Genomic DNA, 24,400 nt, shown 5'->3' with positions numbered 1-24,400 from the left:
ACGCCCGTGTGGCGGCGCGCAGGCGGGGTACTGCTGAGAGATCGCGGCCAGATAGCGGGGGAAGCTTTTGAGTGACGACGAGCGCGACGAGCAACAGCCCGACCTCACCACGAGGTGGAGCGCGGCCTTGGCGGAGCGACTGCAACGCGTGGCCCGGCACAGCTCGCTGGGCCTGCTCAGCCAGGCGGACGAGCGGCGATTTCAGGCGCTGTGCGAGGAGCTACACACGTTGTCCGATCTGATCGACCGGTTCGAGCTCACCCAGCAGACAACCGAGAAAAGCTAGCGGCGAATATCGGGGGCGGTCGTAGGGTTAATTACACGCCGGCGCCGAGGAGGACCCCTCCGTGACCAACCCGTTCAGTTACGACCCGCTGGGCCGCGTCCCCAGCGGCGCCCCGGCGGAACCGGTCGAGGAGTTCCCCGAGCCCGCCGGGCCGGCACCCGGTCCCCGCGTCAACAGCTTCGCCACGTTGTCGTTGGTGTACGCGTTCGTGTTCGCTCCCGCCGGCGCGGTCCTCGGACATCTTGGGCTATCGCAGATCCGTCGCACCGGCCAACAGGGCCGCCAACGCGCGCTGGCGGGGCTGACGCTGTCGTATCTGTTCATCGCGTTGAGCGTCGTCGGGCTCGTGGTGTGGGCCACCTTCGGCTCCACCCGCTCCAACCGGACCGCGGCACCCGCCAGCGCGACCACCGCAGCGCCGCCGCCGGCGACGGTGGCACCGACTGACCTTGCCCGGCTGTTGCCGGGTGTCGCCGACGTCAGGAACCTCACGCGGGACAACAACCTGGCGGTCGGCCAAACCTGGGACCACGTCGGCCGACGCGACCGTGGCGGAACCATCGACCGCACCGAGTGCTGGGGAAGCATCGATCCCGGGTCTTCGGACGCCTACAACGTGGAAGCCGTCTTCGGTTATCGCGCATCGGAGTTTTCCGACAACCGCTATCCGCAGAACCCGCTGCAGGTCGTCGCCGGGGTGGCGGCGTTTCGCGACCCGTCCGCCGCCCAGGCGCAACTGGCGGACCTGCTGTCGGGATGGCACCAATGCGGCGGCTCCGACGTGAAAGTGACTTTGCCCTCGGCGCAAGCGGTGACTTATTCGGTCGGCTTGCCCACTGATGCGGGCAACGGCATCACCACCATGGAAGTCGCGACCAAGGGATTGGTGCCGCGGCACTTCGTCCGCGCGCTCGCCGCCAAGGCCAACGTCGTCATCGACCTGAACCTGTCGTACGTGCCGTCGAGCGGCTCCACCACCGACCGGCCCCAGCAGGCCGTCGCGGTGGCGGACTACATCCTGCGGAAGGTCCCCGGCTGACGACTTACGTCGCGAAGGCCGGGGTGCCAGCCGGCGGGGCAGCGCGGGCGACCACGACCGGCATCGACGTCGAGGCATTGGTACCGAGGACCATGCGCACCACCTCGACGAGGTCTTCCACCGGCATCAAGTTGGGCGACATGCAGCCACGCGCGATCCACATCGGATAGGCCTGCTTGGCCAGTTCAAGGTCCCAGCCGGCGTTGAATCCCGTTTGCGCGTCGCCCTCGCCGCCCGCGCATTCCCCGACGATGATGCAGGTGAAGCCGATGTCCGGGTGCTCGGCTCGCCACGCCTCCACCAGTCTTTCGAGCGCGGCCTTGCTGACGCCGTAGGCGCCCAGGCCGGGCCAGGGCGGCCCGATCGTGCCCGAGTCGGACGAGAGGTATACCGCCTTGCCCGCCGAGGCGGTCAGGTACGGCACCGCCGCCGCGGTGGTGAGCGCCGCGCCCGTGACGTTGGTTTCGAAGACGCGCCGCCACGTCTCGGCATCGGTGTCCACCAACCGGACCAGCGGCCCGATGCCCGGCGTGTAGACCAGGTTGTCGATGCCGCCAAGCTGGTCGGCGGCGTCGTTGATCGCCGATCGACAGGATGCCTCGTCCGTCACGTCGCATTCGATGGCGACCGTACCCGGTCCCGCCTCCGCCGCCGCGGACTCGATGCGATCCCGCCGCCTGGCGAGGAGCGCGACGCTATCACCCCGCTTTGCCAGGCCGACGCCAATGCAGCGCCCGAGCCCGCTCGACGCGCCAACTACCACAGTTCTCGACATTTCCGTCCTCAATGGTCGACAACGTTGTCGGCGAGAAACATATCCTGTTCGGCCCGCCGCGCACTACCGGATCGCCGTGCCGATGAAATAGCTGCCCAGCAGTGCCGCACCGATCAGCACCACCCAGGCGTCCGTCAGCCGGCACAGCAGCACCGGGGCCTGGCGCACCTCCATGAACTCCCGAAAGATGATGCGCACCTTGATGAGTGCGATCACGATCACGCCCGAGGTGACCAGCGCGCTGCCAGTAAGCGAACCGCTCAACGAGTGATCAATCCACAGATAGCTAAGGGTGAACGCGGCCAGGATCAACCACACCACCAACAGCCTCTTGTTGAAGGTCGGCTTCATTGCTCACCTCACCACGTACAGGAGCGCGAAAATGAGCACCCACAGGAAATCGACGGTGTGCCAGTAGGTGGCGCAGGTTTCCACCAGGTGTTGGGATCGCCTGGCGGGGCTTCGGAGTTGGTAGACGGCGACACCGAGGACGACGAATCCGATCAACAGGTGCACGAAGTGGATGCCGGTGAGGAAGAAGTAGTAGGTGAAGAAGTCCGAGGCGTCAAAGTTGTTGCCCAGTTGGATTTGTCGGGCCCACTCGAACACCTTGACGCACAAAAACACCGCACCGAAGCACGCGGTGAGGTAGGCGTCGCGGAGAGCCAATTGGTAGGCGCCGGCCCGGGCCGACTGCACGCAGCGCGCCACCGACCACGAGCTGAGCAGCAAAACGAGGGTATTGAACACTCCGATGCGCAGGTCCAGCTGCGCCTGGGAGTGCAGAAACGCCTCGGGGCTTTGGGTGCGGTAGAACAGGTAGAAGCCGAAATAGGCGGTGAAGACCAGCGTTTCGAACAACACGAAGGCCCACATGTCGGGCTGCCCCGGCACGAACCTGACGCGGGCGCGCTCCTCGGCCAGGTCGGTCATCGGGCGGCCGCCGCTTTCTTGGCGAGTTCCGGCAGCGGTCCGGTGCCGAAGTCCTCGCGCCGAATCATCTGAAACAGCATCACGATGAAGGTGACTTGGTAGATGCCGAACACGACCATGTCCAGCCACCAAGCGATCTGGCCATTCCAGGCCAGCACGCCGCGCCGAAAGATCCAGCAGGGCGCCACCACCACCTCGGTGAGCGCGTTGCACAGGTTGAGGTAGCCGAACCACTTTGGGAAAACCCGATTCCTGTCGATCAGAATCGCGACCATCCAGATCAGCGAGCCGATCAGGAACACTCCCATGGTTCCGTCGAAGGACAGGAACGCGAAGTCGTAGAGCCAGCCGATCGCTTCGGGATTTCGCTCCGGTCGCAGCGTCCCGACGATCAGCGCGATGCACAGCAGGTACAGGCCGGGGACCGCGCTCAGCGCGTAGATCAACAGGTAGGAGTAGGCGAACGCGCGGGTGACCGACATCCGGCGCATCGAGTACGCGATGAGGGCGTTGTTGATCGCGTTCATGCCGCCGATGGCGAAGATGATGCCCAGCCCCACCGGTATCCCGAGGTGGCGTTCGTTGAACCAGTGGATCTGCGTCGGGAGATCCCAGGTGGGCTGCGGCGGGGGCTGAACCTGCGCCACGACAAAGAAAATCGGAAAGAAGAGGTTGTAGAAGATCAGCATCGTCGTCCAGGCCAGCCACAGTTCGCGCTTGGGGCTGCGCGTTAGGTGCCAGGCGATGCGATGATGCAGCGGCCCCGCCGGCGGCGTGGCCGGGGACGCGGTGGGGGTGACCACCGCGCTCATGCGGCGCGCTCGCGATAGACGGCCTGCCCCAGAACGACGCCCATGACGACGATCCATACGGCGATGGCGATGTTCTTCAGCCAGAACGACAGCGCGCCGTCCCACGCGAGCGGTCCGGTCAACGCGACGCCGACGAAGGCCGCCGGCACCAGCGCGGCGGCCACGACCAGATTGAAGTGGGCCACCCATCGGCTGAATATCGGGCGCGGCTGATCGTCGAAATAGATTGCCAGAGCGAGGATCACGCTTTGCCCGATCAGATAGGGAACCAGGATCGTGAAGGTGATCCAGGCCAAATCGTTGAGCAACTGGGTGAGCTCCGGGTTTCGCTCCGGACGGAAGGCGGCCAGCAGCCAGCAGACGTTGGCGATGAGGAAAAGGGTGGGCCCGCCGGCCACGCAGCCCAGCATCGCCCAAGAGAAGATCGGCGTGCGGTGCGCCATCCGGCGGATCTGCATGGCAATCAGGATCACGATCGGGACGAGGCACACGCCGAACCAGTTGAACAGGATCATGCTGGAGCGGATCAGCGCGCGGTTGTCCCGGTAGAACGCGGCGACCTGGTCCGCGGACATCGTGGGCGACATGGGCGGCATGAAGCCGGGGAACAGGGCGAAGGCGCCGATCCAGATGAGTAGCGTCGCGGGTAGCGTCCACAGCAGGATCAGCTCTCCGTCGATACGCCTTTCCGCGGTTCGCCGGTCACCGGCGTCGGACACTGTCGACTCCAAGGTCACTCCCTCCAGCGCGGCTCGAGAGCGAAACTAGCCGCCCGGCTAGCCAGCGGTCAATAGCCGTTCGTCTAGTCTCGGTGTGTGAAATCCGCACGACGGCCGGCTACCGATGGCGAACTGAAGATCGTCCAGTACAGCGCGGCGCGGACGCGGGTGCTGGATGCCGCGCTGGTGCTGTTCGCCGAGCACGGCGTGAGCGGCACGTCGCTGCAGATGATCGCCGACGCGGTCGGAATCACCAAAGCCGCTGTCTACCACCAATTTCGGACCAAGGAGCAGATCGTGCTCGCGGTCACCGAGCGCGAACTCGGCCGGCTGGGACCCGCGCTCGAGGAGGCCGAGGCGCACGGCGGGCCGCAAGCCCGCGACGCGCTGCTGGTGCACGTCATCGACATGGCGGTGCGTGACCGCCGGCTGGTGCGCACGCTGCAATTCGATCCCGTCGTGGTGCGACTGCTCGGTGAGCACGAACCCTTCCAGCGGTTCATGGAACGGCTCTACCGCGTGCTCATGGGCGAAGGTGAGGACGGCGCGCTGGAGGGCGCGATGTTGTCGGGCGCGATCAGCAGCGGGGTGATGCACCCCTTGATCGGCGACATCGACGACGACACCCTGCGCACCAAGCTGACCGATATGTGTCGCCGCCTGCTGGGGATGCCCGTCGAGCACTAATTTGCAGACAACTGCACTCTTGCACTGTACTGCACAGTGTGGCTACCATCCGAGGATGAGTGCACTCACCACGAAGTCGGTCACGGAGTTCATGGACGACCCGATCAACTTTTTCGGGCAGTCCTACACACAGATGCACAGCATGGGGCGCGCTGACCTCGAGGAGCTGCAGCGGCAAGCGATGGGCATCCGCTTCCAGCAGCACCGTGCGACCATCGAGATGCTGCGCAAGCTGGCCGACCGCCTCGGGATCACCGCACTCAATGAGTTCAATGATGTTGTCCCGCTGATGTTCTCGCACACGGCCTTCAAGTCGTACCCATCGGCGCTGATCGACAAGAAGCGCTTCGACTTGATGACCAAGTGGCTGGACAAGCTGACCAGCTATGACCTGTCGAATGTCGATACGCAGGGGTGCAACGGCATTGACGATTGGATCGACCGCCTCGACGAACAGACCCCGCTTCAGGTGATCACCTCCAGCGGGACCACCGGCACCATATCGATCCTGCCCAAGGATAAACGCGGCGCCGTCGAGGGCATGACGCTGTGGAAGATCTGCCTGTTTCAGACCTTCGGAGCCGAACCCACCGACAAGGAACTGAATCCCACCGTCGACGTCATCTGGCCCAACTTCGCCAGCGGCAAGCTGGGGCACCTGCGTATCGCGCAGATGATCAAACAGGGTTTCACCGGCGGGGACGAATCGAAATTCCATCCGCTGTACCCGGGGTCGGTGGAGACCGACCTGATGTTCCTGGCGTCGAAGATGCGCGCGGCCGCTTCGCGCGGCGAGTTGGACCGCCTCGAAATAGACCCGGCGCTGGCCGCCCGCAAGGACGAATTCATCGCGATGCAGCTGCGCCAGCCCCAGGAGCTGGATGCCTTCTTCGTCAAGATCACCGAAACACTGCGCGGCAAACGGGTTTTCATGACCAGCGCCTACCCCCAGATGTACGAGATCGCCAAGGCCGGCCTGGAACGCGGCGTCCGCAACGTCTTCGCCAAGGACTCGGCCATCCTCACCGGCGGCGGCATGAAGGGCGTGGCGCTGCCCGACAACTTCATGGACGTCATCACCGAGTTCCTCGGGGTCGACAGGATCCAGCAGGGCTACGGCTTCTCCGAGTCGAGCACGTTCCACTGGGGCTGCGAAGAAGGCCGCTACCACGTCATGCCGTGGGTCATTCCCTTCGTCCTGGATCCCGACACCAGCGAGGCCCTGCCGCGCACCGGGCGCCAGACGGGCCGCGCGGCGGTGTACGACATTCTGTTGCGGGCGCACTGGGGTGGTGTGATCTCCGGCGACGAGGTGACCATCGACTGGGATCTGCAGTGCCCGTGCGGGCGCAGCAGCGTTGCGTTCGAGAAGGACATCATGCGCTACAGCGAGAAACAAGGTGTCGAGGACGACCGGATCACCTGCGCGGCGACCCAGGAAGTGCACGACGAGGCGATCGACTTCATGAAGGCTGTCGAGCTGTGAGCGTGCTGGCCGCCTACACGGTCCCCTTGTTCCTACGTGGCGAGGTGATCGCGGACGACCTGGTGTCATTCGGAACTCGCCAGGGCATCAACGAATTCCAGGCCCCCGACATGGTCAGGTACGTCGACCGGCTGCCGCTGAAGAGTCCCGGCGAGATGTCCGACCTGTATGACGTGAGTTTCGACGAGATCCTCGACGTGCTGGAAGCCCTCGGCGACGCACTGGATTTCGATACCAACGCCCACCTGCAGGAGGCCTACGAAGCCGCGCTGGTGGCAAACGTGCTGCCACCGGAGATGATGCGCAACAGCTATCGGGTGCTGCGCCCGCTGTTCACCCGACGGCACGTGCTGGAGGTGGCCGACAGCCAGGTCGGCCTGGACTATCTCAATGGCTGGGTGCCGCAACGGCTTTCCGACGGCCGTGAGCTGCGGGTGCGCGCGTTCGGGTCACGGGTGCTGCACATCCCGGCCGGCAACGGGGGCCTGGTGTCCGCGGTCACCATCCTGCGTTCGGTGATCGCCCGCTGCGACACCATCATCAAGGCCCCCTCCAACGACCCGCTGACCGCGATCGCCATCGCGCGGACCCTGGCCGACGTGGCGCCCGGCCACCCGATCACCAAGCATTTGGCCGTCGGCTACTGGAAGGGCGGCGACCTCGCGGTCGAGGAGGTGCTGTACCAGCCGCGGCACGTCGAAAAGATCGTCGCCTGGGGCGGATTGGCCTCGGTCAAGCACGTCACCCGCTACATCCAGCCCGGGCTCGAGCTGATCGCGCTCGACCCCAAGCGCAGTGCCACCATCATCGGCGCCGAAGCGTTCGCCGACCACGCCACCATGCGTGAGGTTGCCCGGCGGGCCGCCATCGATATCGGCGTCGCCAACCAGGAGGGCTGCGCCAACGCCCGGGTCATCTACGCCCTCTCGGGAACCGACGAAGCCGGGCTGGCGAAAGCGAACAAGCTCGGCGAGCTGATCTACGCCGAGCTAGTCGCGCTGCCGCCGTTCATCAGCACCGCGCCGCTGTACCCCAACCGGGACCTGTTCGAGCGCCTCGAATCCTCTCGGATGACCGACGACTTCTACCGCGTGTTCGGCGGCGAACGGCGCGAGGGTGCGATCGTGGTGTCGCAGTTCGACGAGCCCGTCGACTACGCGCCGATGCTGTCGGGTCGAGTGGCCAACATCGTCCCCGTCGACCACATCGACCAGGTGACCCGCGCGGTCAACGCCTACACCCAGACCATCGGGATCTACCCGGAATCACTCAAACGCCAACTGCGCGACAACCTTCCGCTGTTCGGAGCGCAACGATTGACCAGCCTGGGCTACGCCTGTAGCGTCGCTATCGCCATGCCCCAGGACGCCATCGAACCGATCCGCCGAATGTGCAAGTGGATCGTCGACGAGGAGTGCGACCCGGAGGTGGTCGTTCCGCTCTGGCGAGTCGGGGCCGCGCAGTGAATCGGGCCGAGCGACGCAAGAACGAACTGCGCGAACGCATCCTGGCCGCGGCCTTCGAGTTGTTCCTGAGTCAAGGCGTTTCCGCCACCCGCATCGACGAGATCTGCGAACGCGCCGATATCGCCAGTCGCACGTTCTTCAACCACTTCCCCACCCGGGCGGACATGGTCCGGGCCCTGGCCGAGAGCCGCCTGGTCAACCTGCACGACGTGGTCTTCGCCCGGAGCGATGAGCCCGTGCCGGAGCGCCTCGTCGGCGTATTCGACGACATCGCAACCACGTTGGTCGACTCCGGCGAGACCTACCGCGAGATGATCGGTGAGATGATGGCGGCGGTCGGCTATGGCGCTCAACGCGGCTCGCCCTTCCACGACACGTTTGTCGAACTCGTCAAGGACGGATTGGCCCGCGGAGAGATCCACACCCGCCACGACCCGCAGATCGTCGCCGACATCATCGCCGGCGCACTCTCGGGGGCGCTGGCCAACTGGCGCGTCGACACCACCTATTCGCTACCGACAAATCTGCACAATCTCGGTGTGGCACTGGCCGATCTGTTGGTGGCGCAGTGATGTTCGGATTCGCCAGCACCGTCGATGACGTGATCGCCGGCGTTGATCTGACCGGCAAGACCGCCGTGGTCACCGGCGCATCCAGTGGTCTGGGACTGCAGACGGTCACCACGCTGGCGTCGGCCGGCGCGCACGTCATTGCAACGGTGCGGGATCCGGACAGCGTCCATGTCGACGGGGTGGCCGTGACCGCGCTGGACTTGGCGCGCCTGGACAGCGTTCGTGCCGCGGCGCAGGCGATCGCGGCACAACACCAGCGGGTGGACATCCTGATCAACAATGCGGGCGTGATGTTCACCCCGCCGATGACGACCGCCGACGGTTTCGAGCTCCAGTTCGGCGTCAATCATCTCGGGCACTTCCTGCTGACGACGCTGCTGCTGCCGCCGCTGCGCGCGGCCGCCGCTGCATCGGGCGATGCCCGGGTGGTCACGCTGTCGTCGGAGGCACACCGAAACTGGGGAATCGACCTCGACGACATCGACTTTGAGCGACGGGGTTACGACACCTTCCTGGCCTACGGACAGGCCAAGTCCGCGAACGTCTTGATGACGGTCGAGCTGCACCGGCGCTTCGGCGCCGAAGGCATCACCGCGCTGGCCGTTCATCCGGGCACCTGCGCCACCAACCTGGCCCGCTACATGGACCGCGCGACCCTGAAGAAGATGTTCGCAATGAGCCCCGAAACCTTCGCCCCGGAGAACATGAAGACGGTGGCCCAGGCCGCCGCCACCACGGTATGGGCCGCGACCGAACCGTCCCTGGCCGGACGCGGCGGCGCGTACCTGGCGGACTGCCAGGTCGCCCAGGCCGCCGACGCCGCGACCGATCCTGTTGCCGCGCAACGGTTGTGGGCATTGTCGGAGCGACTCATAGTGGGAGTTGAGTAGGCCGATCGGTGAAAGGCCGTCAGCTTGTTGCTGTGGCCTGCAGCACCACGGTGCTGTGCGCGTTGACGGTGAACGTGGCGGCCGCACCCAGTTCCTCGGACTCGGCCACCTCGTCGGCTCCCGTGTCCACCACGATGCGCCACTGGTCACCGAATTCCGTTGGTGGAAGGGTGAATTCGATCGGCTCGTGGTGGGCGTTGAAGCACAGCACGAACGAGTCGTCGAGCACCCGCTGGCCCCGTGCGTCGAGATACGGAATGCCGTGACCGTTGAGGAACACTGCGACCGATTTGGCGAAACCCGTGCCCCAATCCTCGTCGGTCATCTCGGATCCGTCGGGAGCGAACCAGGTGATGTCGGGCAGGCCGCCCTGGCCGCGGCGGCCCACCGGTTTGCCGCTGAAGAAGCGGCGCCGGCGGAACACCGGGTGGTTGGTGCGCAACGCCGACACCGCGCGAGTGAACTCCAGCAGGCCGTCGTCGGGCTTGGACCAGTCAATCCAGGTGATCTCGTTGTCCTGGCAGTAGCCGTTGTTGTTGCCGTCCTGAGTGCGGCCGAGCTCGTCGCCGTGACAAATCATCGGCACGCCCTGCGACAGCAGCAGCGTGGTGATGAAATTGCGTTGCTGGCGGCCGCGCAGTTCGTTGACCCCGGCGTCGTCGGTCGGTCCCTCGACGCCGCAGTTCCACGACCGGTTGTGGCTCTCGCCGTCGTTGTTGTCCTCGCCGTTGGCCTCGTTGTGCTTTTCGTTGTACGACACCAGGTCGCGCAGCGTGAATCCGTCGTGGGCGGTGACGAAGTTGATCGAGGCCACCGGCCGGCGTGCGGTGTGCTCGTACAGGTCGGCCGAACCGGACAGTCGGTAGGCGAACTCGTCCAGCGTTGCCGGCTCACCGCGCCAGAAATCCCGCACGGTGTCGCGGTACTTCCCGTTCCACTCCGTCCACTGCGGCGGGAAATTGCCCACCTGATAACCGCCCGGCCCGACATCCCACGGTTCGGCGATCAGCTTGACCTGGCTGACGATCGGATCCTGTTGCACGAGTTCGAAAAACGTCGCCAGCCGGTCCACATCGTAGAACTCCCGGGCCAGCGTCGCGGCCAGGTCGAAGCGGAAACCGTCGACGTGCATCTCGGTCACCCAGTAACGCAGGGAATCCATGATCAGCTGCAGCGCGTGCGGGTGCCCGACGTTGAGGCTGTTCCCGGTACCGGTGTAGTCCATGTAGTAACGCTTGTCGTCGTCGACCAAGCGGTAGTAGGCGGCGTTGTCGATACCGCGCATGGACAGGGTCGGACCCAGGTGATTGCCCTCCGCCGTGTGGTTGTAGACGACATCGAGGATCACCTCGATGTCGGCCTCGTGCAGGGCCCGCACCATCGCCTTGAACTCCTGCACCTGTCCCCCGGGGGTGGTGGCGCTGGAGTACTTGAAGTCCGGCGCGAGAAATCCGATCGTGTTGTAGCCCCAGTAGTTGGACAGGCCCTTGTCGACGAGGGTGGAGTCGTTGGCGAAGTGATGAACCGGCATCAGCTCGATCGCGGTGACGCCGATGCTGCTGAGGTGCTCGATGATCACCGGGTGTGCCACGGCGGCGTAGGTGCCGCGCATCTGTTCGGGGATGTCGGGGTGGGTCTGCGTCAGGCCTTTGACGTGCGCCTCGTAGATGACGCTGTCGGCGTACTGGTGATCCGGTGGGCGGTCGTTGCCCCAGTCGAAGTAGGGGTTGATCACCACCGACTTGGGCATGCTGGGCGCCGAGTCGTCGTCGTTGCGGCTGTCCGGGTCACCGAAGTTGTAGCTGAACAGCGACTGGTTCCACTCGAAACTGCCGTCGATGGCTTTCGAGTACGGATCCACCAGCAGCTTGTTCGCGTTGCACCGCAGTCCCGACTCCGGCTCGTACGGGCCGTGGACGCGGTACCCGTAGCGCTGACCGGGCTCGATTGACGGTATGTAGGCATGCCAGACAAAGCCGTCGACCTCAGGCAGCGCCACCCGGCTCTCGTTGCCGTCGGCGTCGAACAGGCACAACTCGACGAGCTCGGCGACCTCGCTGAACACGGCGAAATTGGTGCCCGCACCGTCGTACGTCGCTCCGAGGGGGTACGCCCTGCCCGGCCACACCTCTCCGGAGGGCGTCGGGGCGGGGGCTTGTGCGGTGGTCATGGCGCAGTTGATACCCGGCTATTGTGGTGGTCAAACCGTTAGACGTAAAACCCTGGCGGACATAGCTTTTCCGCTCTTTTCCCGGTTCACGGTTTTAACATGATCTTCACGGCACCGTCTTGCTTTTTCTGGAAGATTTCATACGCGTGCGGCGCCTCCGCCAGGGGCAGCACGTGGCTGGCGAAGTCGTCGACGCCGAGCGGGTCGTCGTCGGTCAGCAGCGGCATGATGTCGTCGACCCACCTCTTCACGTTGGCCTGACCCATCCGCAGCGTCACTTGCTTGTCGAAGAGGGTGAGCATCGGGAGGGGATCGGCCATCCCGCCGTACACCCCGATCAGGGAGATGGTGCCGCCGCGACGCACGATGTCGATGGCGGAATACAGCGCGTTGAGCCGGTCCACCCCGGCGGTTTGCATCAGCCGCTTGGCCACCACGTCCGGAAGGAAGGTCGTGGCTTGCTGGGTCAGCCGGGCGACCGGTGAGCCGTGCGCCTCCATGCCGACCGCGTCGATCACCGAGTCCGCGCCCCGACCGTCGGTCAGGTCCCGAATCGCGGCACCGAGGTCGGAGTCGAGCCGGCCCACGTCGATGGTGTGGATGCCGCGCGCCGCCGCGCGCGCCAGCCTTTCGGCGACCAGGTCGACGGCGATGACGCGGTAGCCGAGATGGTCGGCGATGCGTGCGGCCATGTCCCCGATGGGGCCCAGGCCCAGCACGGCCACCGTGCCGCCATCCGGGATGTCGGCGTAGGCGACCGCCTGCCACGCGGTCGGCAACACGTCGGACAGATAGACATATCGCGAATCGGGCGGCTCCATGGGGACCTTGATGTGGGTGAACTGAGCCTGCGGGACGCGCATCAGTTCGGCTTGACCGCCCGGGATTTCGCCGTAGAGCTCCGAGTAGCCGAACAACGCCGCGCCCATGCCTTGGTCTCGCACCTGGGTGGTTTCGCATTGCGTGTAGAGCTGCTTGCCGCACATATAGCAGCTGCCGCAGGAGATCTGAAACGGGATGACGACCCGGTCGCCGACCTTCAGGTCTCCCGTCTGTCCGCCGACTTCGCGCACGATTCCCATGGGTTCGTGGCCGAGGATGTCCCCCGGTTTCATGAAGGCCCCGAGCACCTCATAGAGGTGCAGGTCGGAACCGCAGATGTTCGTCGAAGTGACTTCGATGATGGCGTCGGTGGGCTGCTGGATCTTCGGGTCGGGCACCGACTCCACCCGCACGTCGCGCTTGCCGTGCCAGGTGACTGCTTTCATGACTGGCTGGCTACCCGTGTCTCGCCCGTCAAAACGCCCCGGCAGATTAGGCCCAGCCGGTGCGGGTAACACCCGGGGATGACGGAAAACGGCGTGATCATCGTGGGCAGCGGGCCGGCCGGGGTGGCCGCGGCCGAGTCATTCCGCGAACACAACACCGATGCGCCCGTACGCATCCTGACCGCCGACATCGACCCGCCCTACGCCAGGCCGCCGCTGAGCAAGGAGTACCTGCGCGGCGAGACCGACGACGTCGGCCTGCATCCCGCGCAGTGGTTCGACGACAAGAAGATCGAGCTGGTTCGGGGCACCGCCGTTGACCGGTTGGACCTGAGCGAGCGCGCGGTCTATGCCGGCGATCGGTGCCATGCGTTCGACGTCCTCGTGTTGGCGTGCGGTTCGGCTCCGGCGGCCCCGACGATCCCCGGTGGGCACCGCGCCCTGCTGTTGCGCTCCCTGGCCGACGCCGCCGCACTCCGCGACGCCGCGCGCAGAGCGTCGTCGGCGGTCGTCATTGGTTCGGGCTTCATCGGCTGCGAGGCGGCCGCGTCCTTGGCGGTGCGGGGCATGCCGGTGACCCTCGTTGCCCCCGAACCACTTCCGCAGGAAAAGCGGCTCGGCGGTGCGGCGGCGGAGCGTTTGCGTGATCTGGTCGTCGAGACGGGCGCGCGTCACGTCGGCGGGGTGGCGGTGGAGGAAATCACCGACGCCGGCGTCCGACTGGACAACGGGGTCACCATCGACTGCGACCTAATCCTGGCCGCCACGGGAGTGGAGCCGCAGAGTCGCATCGCCGCCGAAGCCGGCCTACCGGTTCGGGATTCGCGCATCGTGGTCGGGCCCGACATGGCGACCGAGGCGCCGGGCGTGTATGCCGCGGGCGACGTCGCGCTAGCACACCACGACGTCGCCGGTCGCCCCCTGGCCGTCGAACATTGGCAGGACGCGACCGACCAGGGCGCGGTAGCGGGGGCCTGCGCGGCGGGACAGCACGCGAAATGGGATACGGTACCCGGATTTTGGACGTCCATCGGTGATGCCACGGTGAAGTATCACGCCTGGGGGGATGGCTACGAACGCAGCCGGATGCTGGCTCACCCGGACGGATTCACCGTGTGGTACGAGGCCGGGGGTGCCGTGGTCGGCGTCCTCACCTACAACGCCGACGCCGATTACGACCTTGGCGAGCGCTTGATCACCGAGCATCGGCCCGCCCCGGTGCCCATGCACTGACTAGTTGGATGCGTCCTGGCGCTTCTTCCCCGCGGCTTTGCGCAACGAGCGGTTGCTGGACCGCAGGTCGGTGTTGGCCGTCGACAGCGCGGCATTGTCGTCTTCGAGCTCAAGGATGCGGGCGATGCCGGCCAGGTTGACCCCGGCATCGACCAGCTCACTGATACGGCGCAACCGGGCCAGGTCATCGGCGCTGTAGCGCCGCGTTCCACCCTCGCTGCGGGCGGGGGTGAGCAGGCCATAACGCTCATAAAGGCGCAGCGATTGGACCGCGACGCCGGAAAGCTCGGCCGCGACGGATATGCCGTACACGCCGCGATCGGGAGCGGGACCGGGACGATCGACCATCGGGCATCTCCTCAAGGACTTACTACAGAAAACCTGTTTACCACACTTGCGGAGAACTTTCGATAGTGATATATGAAATCTATGTCTATTGCCATAGGTAATAGAGGACCGTCAACAGCAGATTGGAGTGAGGAGTGACCGCCATGCTGATGCGTACCGACCCGTTCCGTGAGCTGGACCGTTTCGCCAATCAGGTGCTGGGTACGGCAGCCCGCCCGGCCGTAATGCCGATGGATGCCTGGCGCGAGGGCGAGGAATTCTTCGTCGAGTTCGACCTTCCGGGCATCAACGCCGATTCGCTGGACATCGACATCGAGCGCAACGTGGTGACCGTGCGCGCCGAGCGGCCCGCCGTCGACCCCAATCGGGAGATGCTGGCCACCGAGCGGCCGCGCGGAGTGTTCAGCCGGCAGCTGGTGCTCGGGGACAACCTGGACACCGACAAGATCGACGCGTCCTACAACGAAGGCGTCCTACGGCTGCGCATCCCCGTCGCCGAGCGGGCCAAGCCGCGCAAGATCTCCATCGAGCGCGGCGGCGCGGTGGCAGACCGGGAGGTCATCAACGCATGACAGCGCCCAGGGGTGCGGCGGTCGCGACCGGGAGCACGCGGTTGCGGCCGCCGCACCCCTACGCGGCGCACCACCGAGCGCGGTGACGGGGCCGACATTTGACGGTGCGAAGGGTCGAAGATTGCGATGAACTTTGATTTCAACGGCGAGTCCGCCGATATCGAACAGGCTTTGGCCGGCGGTGCCCCGCAACGGGTGGGGTGGTTCCGCTTCTACTTCGCCGACCAACGGTGGGAATGGTCCGAACAAGTCGAGCGGATGCACGGCTACAAGCCCGGCAGCGTCACCCCCACCACCGAGCTGGTGTTGTCCCATAAACATCCGGACGACCGCGGTCAGGTCGCCGCCACCATCGACGAGATCCTCAACAGCCATAAGCCCTACAGCACCCGCCACCGGATCATCGACACGAGCGGGCACACGCATCAAGTTGTCGTCGCCGGCGATCGGCTCTACGACGCCGACGGTGCGGTGATCGGGACACATGGGGTCTATGTCGACATCTCTCGGCTGCAGGACGCCGACTACGAGGAGCGCGTCGCGGCGAAGCTGGCCGAGATCGCCGAAAATCGCGCCGTCATCGAGCAGGCCAAGGGCATGCTGATGCTGATCTACGGCATCAATGACGAGGGCGCGTTCGACCTACTCAAGTGGTTGTCCCAGGAAGCCAACGTCAAGCTGCGGCTGCTGGCCGAGAGGATCTCCGAGGACCTCCGCAGCAGCGGCCCGGCCTTCATACCGCAATCGGAATTCGACCAACTACTGCTGAGCGCCCGTTCGCGCGTCGGCCGCCCCGGCGGGCCGGCTCTCGCGCGCAAGTAATAAACGAACGAACCGCTTTGCTGACGGGCGCTGAGAAGAAGTGCTTTAGGCACGGTCGCGACAAATGAAAGCCAGCCGACGGCCGCGCGGCGAACTTTATTTTTTGCTTGGAATAACGATGACGACGATCAGTGTGATGATGGAGAAGAAGAACCCCAGAATCCCCCACCCAAGGGGATTGCGGCCCTTCATCGCGGCGATGACAGCGCAGATGATGGCCGCGATCACGCCGCCGATCAGGTAAAAGATTCCCTTTATTCCCCTGAGAATAAGTCCCGCCGCAAGCGGATCCGAACTTGCCAGAACCAGCGAGTGCAACATGAAAGATCCTTTCTTGAGGGTAAAAAGCCATCACGTGATACCTGCGGCGAAAACGGATTAAACCGCAAGCCGTCCGTCGCCGCGCGCACCCTAAAACGGCGAGATCGCCGGTTCTGCCAATTGCTGGCGAGCGAACGCAACCGGATCTTTCGGTTACGAGTGATGGCCAGGTTGCCTCGAGTGATGGTGACCGCCCGCCCGCTCAGATTGACCCGGTCATCTCTGAGGTGCACATCGACGCGGCCACCGCGAGCCGACACCTGAAGGCCGGTCAACGCGTCCTTGCCCAATTTCTTCGACCAATACACGCCCAGGGTGCAGTGTGCGGACGCGGTGACGGGGTCCTCGTCGATTCCGGCGGCGGGCGCGAAGAAGCGGGACACGAAGTCGCTGTCGGCGTCGCCGACGGCCGTGACGATCACACCGCGAGCGTCCAGCGCGGCCAGCGCCGTCAGGTCCGGGGTCAGTTTTCGTACGCTTTCGATCGAATCCACCTCGACGAGATAGTCGAGGCGTCCGCGCCATACCGCCAGCGGCTTGACGCCTAATGCCGCCGCGAGTGCGGCGGGCGCGGTCACCGGCTCGGGGTCATCGGCGGGAAAGTCCAACATGATCCGTCCATCCGGCTGCCGATGTGCGCCGAGGCTGCCCGCGCAGGTCTTGAAGACGAGAGTCGTTGCGCGGTCGCCGGTTTCCCACAACACGTGTGCCGCCGCCAGCGTCCCGCTGCCACACAGCGCAAGTTCTGTCTGCGGGCTAAACCAACGTAACTCGGTGTGGGGCCGGTCGTAGCGCACGAATGCGGTGGCGGGCAGATTCAGCTCGGCTGCCAGCCGCTGTAGCCACGGCGTCGCGGGCCACGCTTCGTCGAAAACGCACACGGCGGTGGGGTTGCCGGAAAACGCCCGGTCGGTGAAGGCGTCCACGGTGCAGACGAGCGGCTCGCGCATCAACCGATCATGCCCGGATCGCCGGGCGTGGGGCCGCGAATCACCAAGTTTCTGCGGACGACCCACGCCCGACGACGTCCGTTACAGGATGTAGAGCATCTCCTGGTAGGTGGGCAGCGGCCACAAGTCGTCGGCCACAAGGCTTTCCAGCGTGTCGGCGGCGGCGCGGACCGCCGCCATCGCCGGCAGCAACGCGGACTGGGCGTGCTCGGCCTCGGCAAGCGCCGTCTCGGCCGAGTGGTCGGACAGCGCCGACTTCAGCTCCGCCAGCCCCGCCTGGAGGTCGGCGATCGGTGCCGAAACCGCTTCCAGCGCAACGGTGCTCGCCTCGACACCGGCCTTCTTCAGGGCCGCGACGTTCTGGGCCAGCTCGGTCTGGTAGCGGATCGCGGCCGGCAGGATCACCGTCGTCCCGAGTTCCAGGGCCAGCTTCGCCTCGACCGCGATGGTCAGCGCGTACTGCTCCAACCGGACCTCGTAGCGGCTGTGCAGTTCGCGCTCGTTGAACACGCCGTATTTCTCGAAGAGTTCAATCGATTCGGGCTTGATCAACTCCGGAATGGCGTCCAGCGTGGTCTTGAGGTTCGGCAGGCCCCGCTGCGCCGCCTCGATCTGCCACTTCTCCGAGTACCCGTCGCCGTTGTACACGACCGCACCGTGCTCGGTGATGATGTCGGTGAGCAACTGCTGAACCGCGTTGTCGAAGTCCGCACCGTCCGCGACGGCCTCCTCGAGAACCGTGGCCATGTAATCGAGCGAGTCCGCCATGATCGTGTTGAGCACGATCAACGGCACCGCGACCGTCTGCCCGGAGCCGGGCGCACGGAACTCGAACCGGTTCCCGGTGAACGCGAACGGGCTGGTGCGGTTGCGGTCGCCCGGGTCCGTCGGCAGATGGGGCAACGTGTCGACACCAATGATCATGGTGCCCTTGCCCTTTGACGATGTGGCGGCACCCTTGGCGATCTGCTCGAAGACGTCGGCGAGCTGCTCGCCGAGGAAGATCGAAATGATCGCCGGCGGCGCCTCGTTGGCGCCCAGGCGGTGGTCGTTGGTGGCGGATGCCACCGAAACCCGCAGCAGCCCGGCGAACTTGTGCACGGCGCGGATCACCGCGGCGCAGAACACCAAAAATTGCGCGTTCTCGTGCGGGGTGTCTCCCGGCACCAGCAGCGAGCCCAGCTCGGAGTTGCCCATCGAGAAGTTGACGTGCTTGCCCGACCCGTTGACGCCGGCAAACGGCTTCTCGTGGAACAGGCACTCCATGCCGTGTTTCTTGGCGATCGTCTTGAAGATCGTCATCAGCAGCTGCTGGTGGTCGGAGGCGATGTTGGCCCGCTCGAACATCGGCGCGATCTCGAACTGGCCGGGGGCCACCTCGTTGTGCCGGGTCTTGGCCGGAATGCCGAGCTTGAACAGCTCCCGCTCGGTGTCCATCATGAAGCCCAGCACCCGCTCGGGCACCGCGCCGAAGTAGTGGTCGTCGAACTCTTGACCCTTGGGCGGCTTGGCCCCGAACAGGGTGCGGCCGGCGTTGACGAGGTCCGGGCGCGCGAGGAAGAAGTGCCGGTCGACGAGGAAGTATTCCTGCTCCGGGCCGCAAAACGAGACGACACGGTTGAGGTCCTTGTGCCCGAACAGCTTTAGGACCCGCTCGGCGTGTATGCCCATCGCCTGCTGACTGCGCAGCAGCGGCGTCTTGTAGTCCAAAGCTTCGCCGGTCATCGAGACGAAGACCGTCGGGATGCACAGCGTGTTGCCGTTCGGGTTCTCCAGGATGTAGGCCGGGCTGGTGACGTCCCAGCCGGTGTAGCCGCGCGCCTCGAAGGTGCTGCGCAGGCCGCCCGACGGGAAGCTCGACGCGTCCGGCTCGCCCTGGATGAGGGTCTTGCCGGCGAACTCCGCCAGCGTCTGGCCGTCGGAGACAGGCTCGAGAAAGCTGTCGTGCTTCTCCGCTGTCAGGCCGGTCATCGGGTAGAACACGTGCGCGTAGTGGGTGGCGCCCTTTTCCAGCGCCCAGTCCTTCATGGCCACCGCGACCGCGTCGGCGACCGCGGGGTCAAGTTTGGTGCCCTTCTCGATGGTCGCCACGACGGACTTGTACACCGACTTGGGCAGTCGCGCCTGCATTTCCGCCTTGGTGAAGACGTTCGAGCCGAAGATCTGGCCCGGCTCTTCGCCCGGCACAAAGCTGACGGCCGGGGGTATGTATGCCTCGACATTGTTGATCGCCGCGAGGCGAACCGCGTTTCCGCTCAATTGTGTTCCTATCGCTGAGGGTCCACTGATGATCGCTACGAAGGTGGACCGCCCCACACTAGGAAGCTTCGATGCCAATTTTGTTACGCCGGCGTCAACGCTGAAATGCAAGGGTTGCGAACGTGAAACGCCCGCTGGAAGCAGGTTCGCGAACTACCGGTGCCAGGGGCAGAGGTCGCGGACCACGATTTGCACCACCTTCGCCGCCCCGTCCAGGCCCAGCGCCGGGTTGTCCGCCGCGAACTGGCTCACCATCTGCTGTCGGGTCAGGCCGGCGTCCATCAGGCCACACATGTCCAGGCCCTGGTCCAAGGCCACCTGGTTGCCGTTGCTGTCTTCGAGACCCGCGGCATTGATATCGGCCAGGAACGCACGCTGGCCGCACGCCGGGCCCGCCCCCGGGTCGGGCCCTTGCGGGCAGACCGGAACCGGGGCGGCGGTGGCAGCGGGAGCGGGCCACATACCCACAGCGGTTAGCGCGGCCAGGGCGGCCAGGCCCGCTTTCGCTGCCCGTCGCGCCCCACCGTTGGCCCACGTGAACGCCGCCGCCTCCTGGCGGCGGACGCGGGAGAAAGTCGACATGTGCCACCCCGCTCGGCCGCTTGCGGTCGGTCGGCACCTGAGCCACCCGTGACCTCGCATTTCGGTCGAGGTGCGACGAGTGCACGATGTCGTGACCGACTTGCTACGGTGTGTTGCTCAGCGTGATTTTCATGGTGGCCCCGCGAGCTTGGGACAAGCTGTGGTTTGGTTGGACGTTTCCTACCATTTCCATTTAGTTCACTGTTTGGACATCTCACGCCGACTGCGCGACGACCGCGGTGCTCCCAAACGCTCAGACCTGTTGCGTGGCAAAGACATTCTTGGGAATGGTCAGTGGCAGATCGACGGCGCTTAACAGCCCGGGCGCGGCATCGACGACGTAGGGCACGGCGTTGACGACGCGCATCGCGGTGGCCACCATCGCACCGGCCCCGGAGGTCATCGAGGCGATCCCGGCCCGTCCGGGGTCGCGCAGGGTCGCGGCCATGGTGCAGTCGATGTCGGGGTCGCCGGTGATCATCACGCGATAGGACAGGTCGCCGATTCCCCGCGGCCAGTCCGGAGCGACGCTATGCGCAAGCCGCGTCACATGTTCGACGATGATCGCCTCGCGGCCGTCGACGACGCCGATCGCCTTCATGCGGATCGCACCGCACGTCCCCGCCTCGACGGTGCCCATCGCGACTTCGAGGGTTTCGTTGGTCACGGCGCGATCGAACTCTTCGCGCATCTCCTGGACTTCGACCCCCAAGGCTTCGCCGATCAACCGGACCTGACCCGCCCACTCGCCGGCGATCGCACCGGGAAACGAGATCCAGGGCTCATAGTCCAGCGGTTGGCCAAATCCCAAGCCGTTGATCATGATGTCGGGCACACCGTAGTCGTCGTACAACCCGATCTCGTAGGAGTGGATCTTCTCGATCGACGACGATTGCGTCGACAGCACGAGCGGCAAGTAGTCGGCCGCGAATCCGGGTTCGATGCCCGACGCGTACAGCGACACCTGTCCCTGTTTGGCCGCGGCGACGAGTTGCTCGCGCCACTCGGCGGGTTCGTAGGCGTGCGGGTTGACCAGCCGCGTGGTGCTGGTGGTCACGACGTTGATGCCGGATTCGAGCAATTTCACGTAGTCCGGGATCGCCAGGGCGTCACGCTCGGGGCCGGCGGCCGCATAGACCACGCAATCCGGCTTGAGCGCAATCAACGCATCCGCGTCGTTGGTGGCCGCCACACCGATGGGATCGCCGTTGGCCAGCTCGCCGGCGTCCTTGCCCACCTTTTCCTCGGAGTGCACCCACACCCCGACGAGTTCGAGGTCGGGCCGGTTGGTGATGGTGCGAATGGCGATCGACCCGATCCCGCCCGTCGCCCACACCACCACGCGGTAGTTGCCTGCGGTCATGCTTCCTCCTATTACCTTGCAACTCTTAATGTTTTGACGGGCAGCCGGCCCCAACCCCGCACACTGGACGTCCGGGCCCTGCTCGCGTGCTCGTAGTCGACTTCCCAGTCGGCCCAGCGCTTGAAGACTTCCTCGAGCGCGACGCGCGCTTCCAAGCGCGCCAGCGCCGAGCCGAGGCAAAAGTGCAGTCCCTGGCCGAAGCTCAAGTGCCCGCCCGTGCGGTGGATGTCGTAACGGTCCGGGTTCTCATAGCGCGTCTCGTCGCGATTGGCCGACGCGTTGAGCAGAAGCATGTAGGACCCTTCGGCCACCGTCTGCCCGTGCAGCTCGACGTCGCGGGCGACGTAGCGCGCCTGCACCGGTGACGGCGGTTCGAAGCGCAGTGTCTCCTCGACCGCGTTGGGGATCAGTGAAAAGTCTTCTACCAGTTCGCGTCTCTGGTCCGGATGGTTGCCGAGCACCTCGCCCATGAAGCCGATCAGCCTCGCGGTGGTTTCGTTGCCCGCGCCGGCGATCATCGCGGTGTAGGCCAGCACCTCGGTGCGCTCGAGCGGACGCACGGTGCCGTCGGGCTCTTCGACCTGGGCATTGAGCAGGTCGGTCATCAGGTCATCGGAAGGATGCGTCGCCCGCCACTCGATGTAGTCGGCGAACAACGCCACCGAATCCTCGAATTTCTCCGGGTCGAAGGCAGCGCCGTCGGAGTCGATGGTGATGTTTTTGTCGTTGCGGTCGCGGATCGCCTGCTGGCCCTCCTCGGGTATCCCCAGCAGGTAGCCGATGGTGCGCATCGGCATCACGGCGCCGAGGTCTGCGACAAAGTCAAACCCGTCCGCGTCGCGCAGCGGATCCAGTGCGCGACAACACAAGTCGCGCACTAGGTCTTCCACGGCCAGCATCCGGCGGGGAGTGAAGACGCGGGATAACAGGCGCCGGTGCAGGTCGTGCAGCGGTGGATCCTCGAAAAGCAGGATGCCCGGTGGGATCTCGACGCCGGCGAACAAGATGTCGGCGGTGGTGCCGTGTCCGGACCGATAGGTCTGCCAATCGTGCAGGGCCGGTGCGACGTCGTCGTAGCGACTCAACGCATAGAAGTTGTGTTTGTCGTTGTAGTACAGCGGGGCTTCGGCGCGCATCCGCTTCCAGATGGGATAAGGGTCGTCGTCGATCTTGTGGTCGAACGGGTCGTAGTACAGCTCGACGGTGGTCTCGGCCAAGGTGTTTCGTCCTACTTGGGTTGGTTGGGTGTGCCCGGGTACAGCTGCTCGGTGGGTCCCGCGGTCACCCAGCCCCCCAGCTTCGTGATCAGATGCGGCGCGAAGACCGCGCCGTAAACCAGGTGCCCGACGACGATGACGGCGACGACGGACAGGACCGACGACTGCAGGCGGCCGGTCGACTTCTTGTCGGCCCACATCTCGATGACGTTGCGGCCCTCGTGGTCGGTGCGGCCGAGAAGGTAGGTGAAGACCATCATCTGGATGCCCATGGCGAGCGAGTCGTATAGCGGGTACTGGTGTTTGGTCCCCTCGAATATCGCGAGACCCGGGATCACGTAGCCGTAGTAGAAATTGCCGAGCTGGGCACCCGTGATGGCATTGAAGAAGAACGCCCAGCAGAAGCCGACGGCCAGGCCCACTATCAGCAGGGTGATCGGCCTGCGCCAGCCGAATTTCCTGCTCGCCCATCGTCCCAGGGCCGCTCCGACCAAAGCGGGCAGCACGAAGTAGGAGATGTACCCGATCGGGACCGACGACGGCAGCCCGCCCCACGTCACGTTCAGCGGCCACCAGGACGGCATCCGGGGCAGGGCGGGCGGAAATTGCGCGTACATCGCCCAGTCGTACGGCGACTCGATCCAGGAGAAGGAGAGCGCCGCGACGCTCAGCAGCAGCAGCGGATGGATGCGCTTCCGGCGATAGCTCAGATAGATCCCGATCAACAGAAACGCGGTGCCGCTAACGATCGCGAAGTACAGCGCTCCCGCCATCAGAGGCGTCACGAGCGGCTCTCCGGGTCGCAACGCAGAACCAGCGCGAATACCAGCGCGATCAGCCCGAACAACGTGCCTAGCATGATCACAGCACCCACGTCCGTACCCTTCCGAGAGCCAACCCGATCATTAAGATAGTGCCGACTATCTTAATGACAGTCAACACCGAACCTGTTCGAGGAGCGAAGTGTCACCTTCCGCCAAAAGGCAGGCCGAGGCGCCGGCTCAGGGTTCGCGCCGGCCGCGTGGCGAACCGCGCAAGCTCCTGCTCGCGGCCGCGCGCGACCTCTTCGCCCGCCAGGATTACCGGAGCACCACGACGCGGGAAATCGCCGAAGCCGCAGGGGTTACCGAACATTTGCTGTTCCGCAATTTCGGGTCCAAGGCGGGGCTGTTCCGGGAAGCCCTCGTCTTGCCCTTCACCGGATTCGTCGACGACTTCGGCCGCACCTGGGAGTCCGTCATCCCCGAGGAGACCGACGAGAAGGAGCTGGCGCGGCGCTTCGTCGGGCGGCTCTACGACGTCTTCGTCGAACACCAGGGCCTGCTGTTGACGCTGATGGCCGCCGAGGCTCTCAGCGAGGAGGAAATGGCCGAAGCGGGGATCGCCGACATCAGGAGGGCTTTGACCGTGCTCAGCCAGATCGGTGCGGACGGCATGCGGATTCGCGGTCTGCGCTCCAGTGAGCCGGACCTGCCGGCTCACTCGACGGTGGCGATGATCGCCGGCATGGCCGCGTTGCGCTCCACCTATTTCGGCGCCCAACCACCGTCGCGAGAAGCGATCGTCGAGGAACTCGTGCAGGCGATTCTGCACGGGTTCCTGCACCGGCAAAACTGACGAGATTCGTCGT

The 24,400-nt window shown here is 65.4% G+C and carries 26 protein-coding genes; 12 read left to right on the top strand and 14 right to left on the bottom strand.

Annotated features, from left to right (window positions below; all coding sequences use genetic code 11):
- Window positions 1–67: 67 nt before the first annotated feature.
- A complete protein-coding gene (locus G6N66_RS05160; RefSeq protein WP_085231967.1) occupies window positions 68–286 on the top strand; it encodes a hypothetical protein in 219 nt (72 codons plus the stop codon).
- A gap of 61 nt (window positions 287–347) precedes the next feature.
- The gene (locus G6N66_RS05155) at window positions 348–1,325 is read left to right on the top strand and encodes a sensor domain-containing protein (protein ID WP_085231968.1); all 978 of its coding nucleotides are present in this window, start codon (window positions 348–350) and stop codon (window positions 1,323–1,325) included.
- A 4-nt stretch (window positions 1,326–1,329) separates the two neighbouring features.
- Here the strand turns inward: G6N66_RS05155 and G6N66_RS05150 are convergent, their stop codons facing one another.
- From G6N66_RS05150 to G6N66_RS05130, 5 genes are all read right to left on the bottom strand, one after another.
- Window positions 1,330–2,088, bottom strand: coding sequence for an SDR family oxidoreductase (locus tag G6N66_RS05150; protein ID WP_179968254.1), 759 nt, complete (start codon window positions 2,086–2,088; stop codon window positions 1,330–1,332).
- A 75-nt stretch (window positions 2,089–2,163) separates the two neighbouring features.
- Entirely contained in the window at window positions 2,164–2,451 is a 288-nt protein-coding gene (locus G6N66_RS05145) for a cytochrome C oxidase subunit IV family protein (RefSeq protein ID WP_085231970.1), read from the bottom strand.
- Between the two features lie 3 nt (window positions 2,452–2,454).
- On the bottom strand, window positions 2,455–3,033 hold the full coding sequence (locus G6N66_RS05140; protein ID WP_085231971.1) for a cytochrome c oxidase subunit 3 family protein: 579 nt from the start codon (window positions 3,031–3,033) through the stop codon (window positions 2,455–2,457).
- Window positions 3,030–3,845, bottom strand: coding sequence for a hypothetical protein (locus G6N66_RS05135; RefSeq protein WP_085231972.1), 816 nt, complete (start codon window positions 3,843–3,845; stop codon window positions 3,030–3,032). The genes G6N66_RS05140 and G6N66_RS05135 overlap by 4 nt, the downstream gene beginning before the upstream one ends.
- Window positions 3,842–4,513, bottom strand: a complete 672-nt coding sequence (locus G6N66_RS05130; RefSeq protein ID WP_232079463.1) for a hypothetical protein — start codon at window positions 4,511–4,513, stop codon at window positions 3,842–3,844. Before G6N66_RS05130 ends, G6N66_RS05135 begins: the two co-directional genes overlap by 4 nt.
- 147 nt (window positions 4,514–4,660) lie before the next feature.
- On the opposite strand from G6N66_RS05130, the gene G6N66_RS05125 reads away from it, so the two are divergent.
- The 5 genes from G6N66_RS05125 to G6N66_RS05105 are packed head-to-tail and all read left to right on the top strand — an operon-like array spanning window position 4,661 to window position 9,665.
- Window positions 4,661–5,251 (top strand): TetR/AcrR family transcriptional regulator, encoded by a 591-nt coding sequence (locus G6N66_RS05125; RefSeq protein ID WP_085231974.1) that lies wholly within the window; start codon window positions 4,661–4,663, stop codon window positions 5,249–5,251.
- Between the two features lie 55 nt (window positions 5,252–5,306).
- Window positions 5,307–6,737 (top strand): long-chain-fatty-acid--protein ligase, encoded by a 1,431-nt coding sequence (locus G6N66_RS05120; protein ID WP_085231975.1) that lies wholly within the window; start codon window positions 5,307–5,309, stop codon window positions 6,735–6,737.
- The gene (locus tag G6N66_RS05115) at window positions 6,734–8,203 is read left to right on the top strand and encodes an acyl-CoA reductase (RefSeq protein ID WP_308205870.1); all 1,470 of its coding nucleotides are present in this window, start codon (window positions 6,734–6,736) and stop codon (window positions 8,201–8,203) included. The genes G6N66_RS05120 and G6N66_RS05115 overlap by 4 nt, the downstream gene beginning before the upstream one ends.
- Complete coding sequence (locus G6N66_RS05110) at window positions 8,200–8,775, top strand: TetR/AcrR family transcriptional regulator (protein WP_085231976.1); 576 nt, start codon at window positions 8,200–8,202, stop codon at window positions 8,773–8,775. Before G6N66_RS05115 ends, G6N66_RS05110 begins: the two co-directional genes overlap by 4 nt.
- Window positions 8,775–9,665, top strand: coding sequence for an SDR family NAD(P)-dependent oxidoreductase (locus G6N66_RS05105; RefSeq protein ID WP_085231977.1), 891 nt, complete (start codon window positions 8,775–8,777; stop codon window positions 9,663–9,665). The genes G6N66_RS05110 and G6N66_RS05105 overlap by 1 nt, the downstream gene beginning before the upstream one ends.
- A 19-nt stretch (window positions 9,666–9,684) precedes the next feature.
- Here G6N66_RS05105 and glgX read toward each other — a convergent pair whose 3' ends face one another.
- Window positions 9,685–11,835 carry a glycogen debranching protein GlgX gene (gene glgX, locus G6N66_RS05100; RefSeq protein WP_085231978.1) on the bottom strand — a complete coding sequence of 717 codons (2,151 nt, stop codon included), beginning with the start codon at window positions 11,833–11,835 and terminating at the stop codon, window positions 9,685–9,687.
- 86 nt (window positions 11,836–11,921) lie between these two features.
- On the bottom strand, window positions 11,922–13,103 hold the full coding sequence (locus tag G6N66_RS05095; RefSeq protein WP_085231979.1) for an alcohol dehydrogenase catalytic domain-containing protein: 1,182 nt from the start codon (window positions 13,101–13,103) through the stop codon (window positions 11,922–11,924).
- Window positions 13,104–13,181: 78 nt separating this feature from the next.
- On the opposite strand from G6N66_RS05095, the gene G6N66_RS05090 reads away from it, so the two are divergent.
- Window positions 13,182–14,336 (top strand): NAD(P)/FAD-dependent oxidoreductase, encoded by a 1,155-nt coding sequence (locus tag G6N66_RS05090; protein WP_085231980.1) that lies wholly within the window; start codon window positions 13,182–13,184, stop codon window positions 14,334–14,336.
- Here G6N66_RS05090 and G6N66_RS05085 read toward each other — a convergent pair whose 3' ends face one another.
- Entirely contained in the window at window positions 14,337–14,684 is a 348-nt protein-coding gene (locus G6N66_RS05085; protein WP_085231981.1) for a MerR family transcriptional regulator, read from the bottom strand.
- A 143-nt stretch (window positions 14,685–14,827) separates the two neighbouring features.
- Between G6N66_RS05085 and G6N66_RS05080 the strand changes: the two genes are divergently transcribed.
- The 3 genes from G6N66_RS05080 (at window position 14,828) to G6N66_RS29970 (ending at window position 16,322) form a co-directional block, all read left to right on the top strand.
- Window positions 14,828–15,256, top strand: a complete 429-nt coding sequence (locus G6N66_RS05080) for an Hsp20/alpha crystallin family protein (protein WP_085232001.1) — start codon at window positions 14,828–14,830, stop codon at window positions 15,254–15,256.
- A 126-nt stretch (window positions 15,257–15,382) separates the two neighbouring features.
- Window positions 15,383–16,078, top strand: coding sequence for a PAS and ANTAR domain-containing protein (locus G6N66_RS05075; protein ID WP_085231982.1), 696 nt, complete (start codon window positions 15,383–15,385; stop codon window positions 16,076–16,078).
- A gap of 118 nt (window positions 16,079–16,196) precedes the next feature.
- Window positions 16,197–16,322, top strand: a complete 126-nt coding sequence (locus G6N66_RS29970; RefSeq protein ID WP_269474924.1) for a hypothetical protein — start codon at window positions 16,197–16,199, stop codon at window positions 16,320–16,322.
- A 10-nt stretch (window positions 16,323–16,332) separates the two neighbouring features.
- On the opposite strand, the gene G6N66_RS05065 is transcribed toward G6N66_RS29970, so the two are convergent.
- The 6 genes from G6N66_RS05065 to G6N66_RS05040 form a co-directional block, all read right to left on the bottom strand.
- A complete protein-coding gene (locus tag G6N66_RS05065; RefSeq protein WP_085231984.1) occupies window positions 16,333–17,349 on the bottom strand; it encodes a PhzF family phenazine biosynthesis protein in 1,017 nt (338 codons plus the stop codon).
- Window positions 17,350–17,430: 81 nt separating this feature from the next.
- Window positions 17,431–19,608, bottom strand: coding sequence for a glutamine synthetase III family protein (locus tag G6N66_RS05060; RefSeq protein WP_085231985.1), 2,178 nt, complete (start codon window positions 19,606–19,608; stop codon window positions 17,431–17,433).
- Window positions 19,609–19,761: 153 nt separating this feature from the next.
- Window positions 19,762–20,190: a DUF732 domain-containing protein gene (locus tag G6N66_RS05055; protein WP_163645783.1), complete on the bottom strand. Its 429-nt coding sequence runs from the start codon at window positions 20,188–20,190 to the stop codon at window positions 19,762–19,764.
- 253 nt (window positions 20,191–20,443) lie between these two features.
- Window positions 20,444–21,553: an NAD(P)H-dependent amine dehydrogenase family protein gene (locus G6N66_RS05050; protein WP_085231987.1), complete on the bottom strand. Its 1,110-nt coding sequence runs from the start codon at window positions 21,551–21,553 to the stop codon at window positions 20,444–20,446.
- Window positions 21,554–21,564: 11 nt separating this feature from the next.
- Window positions 21,565–22,770, bottom strand: a complete 1,206-nt coding sequence (locus G6N66_RS05045) for a cytochrome P450 (RefSeq protein ID WP_085231988.1) — start codon at window positions 22,768–22,770, stop codon at window positions 21,565–21,567.
- Window positions 22,771–22,781: 11 nt separating this feature from the next.
- Complete coding sequence (locus G6N66_RS05040) at window positions 22,782–23,543, bottom strand: spirocyclase AveC family protein (RefSeq protein ID WP_085231989.1); 762 nt, start codon at window positions 23,541–23,543, stop codon at window positions 22,782–22,784.
- A 190-nt stretch (window positions 23,544–23,733) separates the two neighbouring features.
- On the opposite strand from G6N66_RS05040, the gene G6N66_RS05035 reads away from it, so the two are divergent.
- Window positions 23,734–24,387 carry a TetR/AcrR family transcriptional regulator gene (locus tag G6N66_RS05035; RefSeq protein WP_085231990.1) on the top strand — a complete coding sequence of 218 codons (654 nt, stop codon included), beginning with the start codon at window positions 23,734–23,736 and terminating at the stop codon, window positions 24,385–24,387.
- Window positions 24,388–24,400 lie beyond the last annotated feature (13 nt).

Origin of the sequence: Mycobacterium conspicuum (assembly GCF_010730195.1) — a bacterium.
GTDB lineage: Bacteria > Actinomycetota > Actinomycetes > Mycobacteriales > Mycobacteriaceae > Mycobacterium > Mycobacterium conspicuum.
This window is presented reverse-complemented; position numbering and strand designations above follow the sequence as displayed.